Raw genomic sequence first — 1,939 nt, forward strand, 5'->3', positions numbered from 1 at the left:
AGCAGCAGGATGCCGCCGACCAGCGGAACAAACGCGATCAGCAGGAGCCAGCCGGAGTGGCCCGTATCGTGCAGGCGGCGGACGGTGACCGCGAGGCTCGGCAGCACCAGCGCGAGCGACGCGACCCCTGCGACGATCGTCACCAGCAGCGAGATCGCGCCCGCATCGTGTCCCACCATGGTGATCAGCTGACAGATGATCGACACGACGCTCGTGAGCAACGCGAAATACCAGTATTCCGCACGCCGAGCGCGGCCCTCGAATTTCGCGTATTGATTGAGCGCAGAACGAACGGCCTCACTGAAATTCATTTTATTGCCCTCATGTTTTATATCAACTACCCCGGAAACACCGCGGGCATTATAAGTTTGAATTTCAGCCCACTCCATCCATTTTCGCGTGCCACGGTGCGCCAATACGCCCCAGGAACGGCCACGACAGCGGCATCCCGGATCACCGATTCGCACGTCACATTATTTTCATAATCGTGATGTTCCAGCAAAAATAACAATCCTATAATCCATCAATTGATTACATCCGAATGAAAAGCAACACAATCTATAATCGAAACGATCGCCAGACAAGCGATTAACCGGCCGACCGGAATATGCCCGTTCGGCACGCGCACGCGCGAAGGCATCGCGTCCCGGCCGGCCTTCGCGCTAGCCGGCCGCCGCCTGCTGCAGCACAGCGAGATCGAGCTTCTTCATCTTCAACACTTGCGCCATCACGCGCTCGGCGCGTGCCGGCTCGCCCGCCATCAGTTCGGGCATCTGCACGGGCACGACCTGCCACGACACGCCGAAGCGGTCGCGCAGCCAGCCGCACTGCTGCGCGCGCTCGTCGCCGCCTTCGGCCAGCGCCGCCCAGTAGCGGTCGATCTCGCGCTGGTCGCGGCAGTTGACGACGAACGACACGGCCGGCGTGAGCGGGAACGCCGGACCGCCGTTCAGCGCGAGGAAGCCCTGCCCGTCGAGTTCGAACGACACCGTCATCACCGCGCCCTCGGCCTGCCCGGACGCCTGCGCGCCGGACTTGCCGTAGCGCGCGACGTGCACGATGCGCGCGTCGTCGAACACCGACACGTAGAAGCCGGCGGCCGCCTCGGCGTCGCAGTCGAACCACAGGAACGGCGTGATGCGTTGAATGCGCTGGCTCATGGCGGTGTCTCCTCGATGTCGTCCCGGCATCGGTGCCGGTCTTATATCGTAGGCGCTGCACCCGGACACCGCGGCCCGCGCGCAAATAAAAAAAGGGGGCGATCGTTCGCCCCCTTTGCTGCTGCCGCCCGTGCCGCGTCAGAACGCGACGTAAGGCTGCGCGCCGCCGCTCCCGGTCTTGTCCATCCCGAAGTAGATCGTCTTGCCGTAGAAATGCGGCATGCCGAGATCGAGCGACCCGGCCGGGCCGAACGGGCCGGCGATGTCGTTGAACGCGAACGTCGACGTGTTCGCGAACAGCGCATCGGCATTGGCGACCGGCATCGACACGCCGCCCGTCGTACCGTTCTGGCCGGTCAGCGTCGCCGTATAAGTGGTCGGCGACGACGGGCAGTAGAACTGCGGGTTGACCGAGCACTTCGTCTGCGCCGAATCGTTGAAGAAATACGCGTTCGAGCCCGTATCGAAGAACGCGGTCACGGTGCCGCCGAGGAACGTCGCGCTGACGTCGCCGGTCGTCGTCGACGTCATCACCGTCGATGCGGCAAGCGCGTTGTTGCTCTGCGTACCGATCCCGAACGTCAGGAGGCCGGTCGCGCTGCCCTGCCCGCTGCTCGAGATGCTCGGCATCTGCACGATCACGCCGTTGTTGTCGGTCGCGAAGCGATGGACCGGGTTGGCCACCTGCTGGCTGACCGGCACCAGCGCGACTGCGCAGCTCGAATTGCCGTTCGGGCACGCGTAGTAGTTGTTGGAGGTCGCCGACGTCGACGTCGCGC

Annotated in this window: 3 protein-coding genes; all 3 read right to left on the bottom strand. The window is 64.0% G+C overall.

Features of this window, described 5'->3' with window-relative positions:
• A partial coding sequence (locus PI86_RS14910; RefSeq protein ID WP_039323987.1) for a DUF805 domain-containing protein occupies positions 1–311 on the bottom strand: 311 nt, incomplete at its 3' end.
• Between the two features lie 351 nt (positions 312–662).
• Positions 663–1,160 carry a VOC family protein gene (locus PI86_RS14915; RefSeq protein WP_039323988.1) on the bottom strand — a complete coding sequence of 166 codons (498 nt, stop codon included), beginning with the start codon at positions 1,158–1,160 and terminating at the stop codon, positions 663–665.
• A 138-nt stretch (positions 1,161–1,298) separates the two neighbouring features.
• Positions 1,299–1,939: DUF3443 family protein (locus tag PI86_RS14920; protein WP_039323989.1), on the bottom strand; the 641-nt coding region annotated here is incomplete at its 5' end.

This window comes from Burkholderia sp. A9, assembly GCF_000801975.1.

Coding starts and splice junctions, on each gene's coding strand:
- PI86_RS14915 (WP_039323988.1), bottom strand. CDS start 1,160: ATGAGCCAGCGCATTCAACGCATCACGCCGTTCCTGTGGTTCGACTGC.